This is a genomic window from Winslowiella arboricola (genome assembly GCF_025527015.1).
Lineage (GTDB): Bacteria > Pseudomonadota > Gammaproteobacteria > Enterobacterales > Enterobacteriaceae > Erwinia > Erwinia arboricola.
In genome coordinates this window covers 661,518-667,687 of sequence record NZ_JAODIM010000042.1, presented here as the reverse complement: position 1 = coordinate 667,687, position 6,170 = coordinate 661,518, and the positions used below count along the sequence as shown (strand labels likewise).

Here is a 6,170-nt window from a genome sequence, read left to right as displayed (position 1 = left end):
CCGTTGCCGCCATCCGCCGCGTGACTGAAAACATGGGCTACACCATGACGCTGGCGGAGTGGTGGCAGGTTGCCGACCCCGCCGGAACGTTCCGCCTGACCATCGACCTGATGGACGTCGGCATTACGGAGGAAATGGTCAGCGAGCTTGAGCGGCTGATTGGCGACGCCAGACCGGCCAGCCGTCATATCGCGCAGCTGACGCTATCTGCTGGCATGACGGGGGCGGTTTATCACGCTGCTTCGCTGTGCGACGGCAGCATTATCACTGTCTATCCGCAGGGCTATCAGCCTGACGGCAGCAACCGGTACGACGGTTCGACCCACTACGACAACAACTATCACTATTCCGGGGAAAGAGATGGGAAAAATTAACGAGCTGACCCAGTGGGAACACGAGGTTTATCAGGTGGCCCGGACGGACAAAATCGGGGGCGGCCGCACCGGCATTGCCAACCTGCAGGCGCAGCAGCTTGGCAACCGCACGCAGTGGCTGAAAACCATGCTGGAGTCGGTCGAATATATCCGCGCGCGCACCTTTTTTAAAACCAGTGACGACCCGGACGGCACGATTGCCGGGCTGGCGGCAACCGCTGCCGGGCAGGTGTTTCAGGTGGCGCAGGGGGTGGACAGCATCACCTCATTCACGCTGTATCTGAATGACGGCGGCGCGGCAAAGCCGATAGCGAACCCCGCCGGGATGGCGGCCATTCAGCAGATTTCGCAGAACGTGACGGACGTCAGAAGCAACGTAACGGAAGGCGATGCGCAGAAAACCGCGCGGGGTGAAACCATCATTGGCGGGCTGGCGGATGAAAACGGCAGGTCAACTCTGTTTATGGCGGAGAACGGCGCGGTTTATGCCGGTGGCGTACGCATGGGAAATGAACGCGTTGCCGCCGAGGCCGGGCTGTTATGGGCGCTGGCCGATGACACCCCGGAAGCCACGCCCTGGCTGAAGTTCTACGACGACGGCTGGGTGGATCCGCTGTGGCTGGAAAACCCGTTACCGCCGGTCGCGGTGCGCAACCTGACCACCGTCGGGCCGTATGGCTCGACCGGTAATGCGTTTGACCCGGTTAACCTGGCTATCCGTGAGAAGACGCTGAAGCCGGTCAACGACTTTAACGACCAGATTGCAGCATGGTCTGGTGCGTTCCTGTTCGACGGCGACTATGCGCGTGGCCGGGCTGCTGCCGACTGGATGCTGCGCTGGGCGCGCTTTAATGCCCTGACCGGCTCTAACGCAGCCGTCGGTATTGCGGATTACGACCGCCACTGGCGCGCGGTCAATATCGGGCTGACGTACTGGAAGCTGGATAAGGTGACGCCGCTTGGCTGGCGTCCGGCGCTGCTGCGCTGGCTGAATCTGCTGGGCGATGCGGTATCTGAACGCATGGAGCTGTACGGCAACAACAATCATAAAACGTGGGCGGCCTGCGCGCTGCTGTCGCTGTGGAACGCCACCGGCAGGCAGGCGTTTTACGACAAGGCCGCCGCGCAGTTCCTGACCGACCTCGGCCATATCAACGACAACGGCACGATTAACGTTGAGCTGCTGCGCGGCAGCAAGGCGCTGCACTATCACCATTTCACCTTCGGCCCGCTGGTGATGATGTGTGAGATTGCAAAGCTGCACGGTGAAGACTGGTATGCGCTGGACGGTGGAAAAATTCACCTGCTGGCCGAAACGGTGATTCATGGCATTACCGACCCGGCATGGTTCAGAACCCTCAGCGGCGCGGGTACTCAGGACATTTCAGAAATGGGTCACGGCTGGGGCGGCATGCCGTTTTACGTGCGGCGCTTCCCTGACGTCGTGGCCGGAAGAATGCCGGAAACTGCCGACCATTACGTGGATACGTGGATGGGCGGCGACTGCAATAAACTGTCAACACTGTGGGTGAAATAATGGCTCTTATTCTCGGCGCAACCAAAGCACGCATTACCAATCCTGACGCGGTGACGATTTTTATCCGGCCTGACAGCCTGCCCGCCTTTAACGGGCGCATGATTTTTCGCGACTCGCCAGCCAGCATCGCGGACGTTTCCGCCAGCGGCATGACCGGCGAAACCAGCGGCACCGGCGTTATCTGGCTGCCGGACGGCGTGCAGGTCAACCGGCTGGCCGGGATTAACCTCGACAAGCTGCCGGCGGCGACGCACTCGTTTTACAGCGTGTTTCGCATGATTGTCAGCGGTGCCACCGAGTTTTACCCGCTGCATAACTTTTCTGCGTATGCCACACCCGGCCCGGCGGGCGAAGCCATCACCGAACGCACGCCGCGCGCGGCTTCGCCGGAGGAGTATGGCGCGCTTCGTTACACCAACGACGCCGGGGCACAGGGCACGCTGCCAAGCACTGCTGACCCGGATATGGCGCGACCGGCGCGGGGCGATTTTGTCTTCCGAATGGCGGTGTTTGACGCCACGAATTACCAGTACCGGCTTTATACCGGCAAGGGCGGCACGCTGACGGAAGATATCGTCTCCGCTGCCACCGATATTGCGAAGCGCGACCTGAGCCGCCCGTTCCAGGTCGGCATCAACTCCACGGTGTCATTTACCGGCCTGACCTCTTCCGGCGTGGTAAGCGAAGTCGGATTCTTTGATGACGTGGCGCTGGTCGCGCGGCAGGTTGCCGCCGTGTACGAAAGCGTGCGGGTTGAAGCCCTTGAGCGCGGTATCAGCGTTTAACCCTGATGACAGGCCGGAACGGAGGTGAAACAGTGACAGCTAAAAAATTCAGCGCGGTGCTGACCGCCGCAGGCGCCGCCCGGCTGACGGCGGCGGCCCTGTCCGGCGTGCCGGTGGGGTTTTCACAGATGGCGGTTGGCGATGCAAACGGTGTGCTGCCGGTGCCCGACCCGCAGCAGACCGGGCTGATTAACGAGCGTTACCGCGCGCCGCTCAATCGCCTGTCGGTGGCAGACCAGGGCGCCAGCATTATCGAGGCGGAGCTGATTATGCCGCCGCAGGTCGGCGGCTTCTGGCTGCGCGAGGTGGCGCTGTTCAGTGAGGATAACGTGTGTCTGGCCGTCGCCAATATGCCGGAATCCTACAAACCGCAGCTGGCGCAGGGTGCCGGTCGCCATCAGGCGATCCGCATCTGGCTGGGGGTCAGCAGCACGGCAGACGTGCAGTTTATTGATAATCCGGCGGTGGTACTGGCGACCATTGATGAAGTAAACCGCATTAAGAGCGAGGCGCAGGACTACACCGACGAGATTGCCGGTAACCTTGATGACGCGATGAAAAGCGCCATTGCCGACGCGGTTAAGGGTGCGCTGCGCGACGCCTGGGAGGATGATAACCCGGTCGGCGAGGTGCGGCTGTTTAAGGATAATGTCGACCCTAACGCGCGCTGGCCGTGGTCGGAATGGAAGTATCTCGGCGAAGATAAAACCATCCGGCTCGGCAAACAGGACGGCTCAGATGTGATGGCAACCGGCGGCAGCGACAGCATCCGGCTTGCCAGAAATAACCTGCCCGCCGAACAGATTAACGTGACGGGTGAGACGTCCAGCCATGATTTCGGCACCCTGAATACGGAGGATGGCGGCGCGCACGATCACGAGTATGACCAGTGGGGCACTGGCGGCACGGCGGCCAGGTTCTCACTTGATGACGTCTGGTTCGGAAATAAGAAAGCCAGAACGGCAGCCGCCGCCGCCCATAAACATGCGATGAAAATCCCGGCGCATAAGCATACCGTGACGGCAAAGACTGAACAGCTTGGCGAAGGGAGAGAAATCAGCGTGGTAAACAGCTATATCAGACTGATGGCGTGGTATCGCTCTGCATGAAGAAGGTCTGGCGATTTAATGATGATAGTTTTTTTAATTTAGCAGGCTCTGTACAGTTTCTTATTAAGATGAATCCACTTTTCATCTTAATAAAACCTGTCATTGTTAGAAGGATAATGATTCCTTCAGGAATGAAAAATGGCCATTAAAAACAAATCCTGCCGTTTTACCTGCCTTGCATTTCTGAGCATATTTACTCATTATGCAGCGGCTGGCGGTGAAACAAGGGAAGGAATTTTCTTCAACCGGAATACGCAAACAACAGACAGAAACTATCTGATTTCATCTGAGAAACCCGATGTTATATTCAGGATAAGCTGTCTTGATGAAGAATCAGTATTTATCTCGATACTGAGCCGTACAGGGGCGCTTGAGAAAAACACACTCGTGGTTACTACGGCTTCCGGAGATCAGTATTCTGACTGGATTGGAGATGAGGACGGTAATATCATTTATGCGGCCCGCCCGAGGCAGTTAATCCGGTTACTGTCAGCGAACGGCACAGAACCTGTGAGACTGGTAAACATTAATGATCACCATGAAGAATTATTATACAGACCTGCGCACATGAAAAGTTACATCACCGCTTTGCCATCGGCCTGCATTTGAGTTTTTCCAGTCTGATGTGTTCATCATAATCGGCGAGAAATTGCTCTCCCAGCACCGTGAGCCGGTAAGAGACTGAGTCACGCCCGTAGTGATTTACCTTACAGGCTTCAACGAGTCCCATATCGACCAGCCTTTCCCTGTGTTTCCTGCTTAATACAGGGGGAGCCGATCTGAGTTCCCTTATTGTATTCAGAAGCCGGTAGTAACGCGGATGAAGCTTCATTTACCCTCCTGGCAAAATAAAATCATATTTCATCGTGCCGTTATTTAAACGGTCATGCAAGGCAGAAAAGTCTGTAAAAAACATATCAGCGATGCGCGCCAGAAGGATAATTAATTTAAAAACCTTACATTACACAATGAAACATCCTGAATCTTATTGTCATGAATCACATACTGCTGATTACGGCTTCAAATTCGCGACAGGATAAAATATCTGACATCCGACTTTGTGATGATGCTGTTAAAAACAAACCCATCGGATAACATTATTTATGTTGTGTCTCTGACCAGCAAACCCTGATTGCATGCAGGCGCCCGCCTGAGCTGACAATCTGAGCGCACCCTCAATACGGAGTGCATCAGATGTCTGATTATCATCATGGTGTCCGCGTCGTCGAAATTAACGACGGCACGCGCACCATTTCCACCGTTTCAACCGCTATCGTCGGTATGGTCTGCACCGCCGATGATGCCGATGCGCTGGCCTTCCCGCTCGATACGCCGGTACTGCTGACTAATGTGCAGTCTGCCATCGGCAAGGCCGGTAAAACAGGTACGCTGGCAGTGTCACTGCAGGCCATCGCCGATCAGTCAAAACCGGTTACCGTTGTGGTGCGCGTCGCGGAAGGCAAAAGCGAAGCGGAAACCACCTCCAATATCATCGGTAAAACCGACGAGAACGGACGTTACACCGGCATGAAAGCGCTGCTAAGTGCGCAAAGCGACCTCGGCGTGAAACCGCGCATTCTCGGCGTGCCGGGTCTGGACTCACTCGAAGTGGCAACAGCGCTGGCCTCCATCTGCCAGCAGCTGCGCGCCTTTGGTTATATCTCCGCGTATGGCTGCAAAACGCTGACCGAAGCCACCGCTTATCGCGACAACTTCAGCCAGCGCGAGCTGATGGTGATCTGGCCCGATTTTATCGCCTGGAACACCGCAGCGAACGCCTCCGAAACCGCTTATGCCACGGCGCGGGCGCTGGGCCTGCGCGCCAGAATCGACAACGACACCGGCTGGCATAAGACCCTGTCGAACGTTGGCGTTAACGGCGTAACCGGCATTTCTGCGTCGGTCTTCTGGGATCTGCAGCAGGCTGGCACCGACGCCGACCTGCTGAATCAGGCTGGCGTCACCACCCTGATCCGCAAGGACGGTTTCCGCTTCTGGGGCAACCGCACCTGTAGCGACGATCCGCTGTTCGCCTTTGAAAACTACACCCGCACCGCGCAGGTGATTGCCGACACCATGGCCGAGGCGCATATGTGGGCGATGGATAAGCCCATGACCCCGACGCTGGTGAAAGACATTATCGCCGGTATTAAGGCGAAGTTTCGCGAGCTGGTCAGCGCGGGGTATCTCATCGGCGCCGACTGCTGGTATGACGAAAGCGCCAACGATAAAGACACCCTGAAAGCGGGCAAACTGTTTATCGATTACGACTATACGCCGGTGCCGCCGCTGGAAGACCTCACCCTGCGCCAGCGCATTACTGACACCTATCTGGTGCAGTTCGCTGCCGCCGTTAACAGCTAAG

6 protein-coding genes are annotated in these 6,170 nt (G+C 57.1%); all 6 read left to right on the top strand.

Annotated elements, in window-relative coordinates; translation table 11 throughout:
* On the top strand, positions 1 to 374 hold a 374-nt coding region (locus N5923_RS17530; protein WP_267145251.1), incomplete at its 5' end, for a phage tail protein I.
* A complete protein-coding gene (locus N5923_RS17525; RefSeq protein ID WP_267145078.1) occupies positions 361 to 1,911 on the top strand; it encodes an alginate lyase family protein in 1,551 nt (516 codons plus the stop codon). The genes N5923_RS17530 and N5923_RS17525, both read left to right, overlap by 14 nt.
* Complete coding sequence (locus tag N5923_RS17520) at positions 1,911 to 2,696, top strand: hypothetical protein (protein WP_267145079.1); 786 nt, start codon at positions 1,911 to 1,913, stop codon at positions 2,694 to 2,696. The genes N5923_RS17525 and N5923_RS17520 overlap by 1 nt, the downstream gene beginning before the upstream one ends.
* A 32-nt stretch (positions 2,697 to 2,728) precedes the next feature.
* Positions 2,729 to 3,805, top strand: coding sequence for a phage tail protein (locus N5923_RS17515; RefSeq protein WP_267145250.1), 1,077 nt, complete (start codon positions 2,729 to 2,731; stop codon positions 3,803 to 3,805).
* A gap of 138 nt (positions 3,806 to 3,943) precedes the next feature.
* Positions 3,944 to 4,414, top strand: a complete 471-nt coding sequence (locus N5923_RS17510) for a hypothetical protein (RefSeq protein WP_267145081.1) — start codon at positions 3,944 to 3,946, stop codon at positions 4,412 to 4,414.
* A 585-nt stretch (positions 4,415 to 4,999) separates the two neighbouring features.
* Positions 5,000 to 6,169 (top strand): phage tail sheath protein, encoded by a 1,170-nt coding sequence (locus N5923_RS17505; protein ID WP_267145082.1) that lies wholly within the window; start codon positions 5,000 to 5,002, stop codon positions 6,167 to 6,169.
* Position 6,170 lies beyond the last annotated feature (1 nt).

Bases quoted from the DNA above. Each gene is read 5' to 3' on its own strand.
- N5923_RS17510 (WP_267145081.1), top strand. From the start codon at position 3,944: ATGGCCATTAAAAACAAATCCTGCCGTTTTACCTGCCTTGCATTTCTG.
- N5923_RS17525 (WP_267145078.1), top strand. From the start codon at position 361: ATGGGAAAAATTAACGAGCTGACCCAGTGGGAACACGAGGTTTATCAG.
- N5923_RS17520 (WP_267145079.1), top strand. From the start codon at position 1,911: ATGGCTCTTATTCTCGGCGCAACCAAAGCACGCATTACCAATCCTGAC.
- N5923_RS17505 (WP_267145082.1), top strand. From the start codon at position 5,000: ATGTCTGATTATCATCATGGTGTCCGCGTCGTCGAAATTAACGACGGC.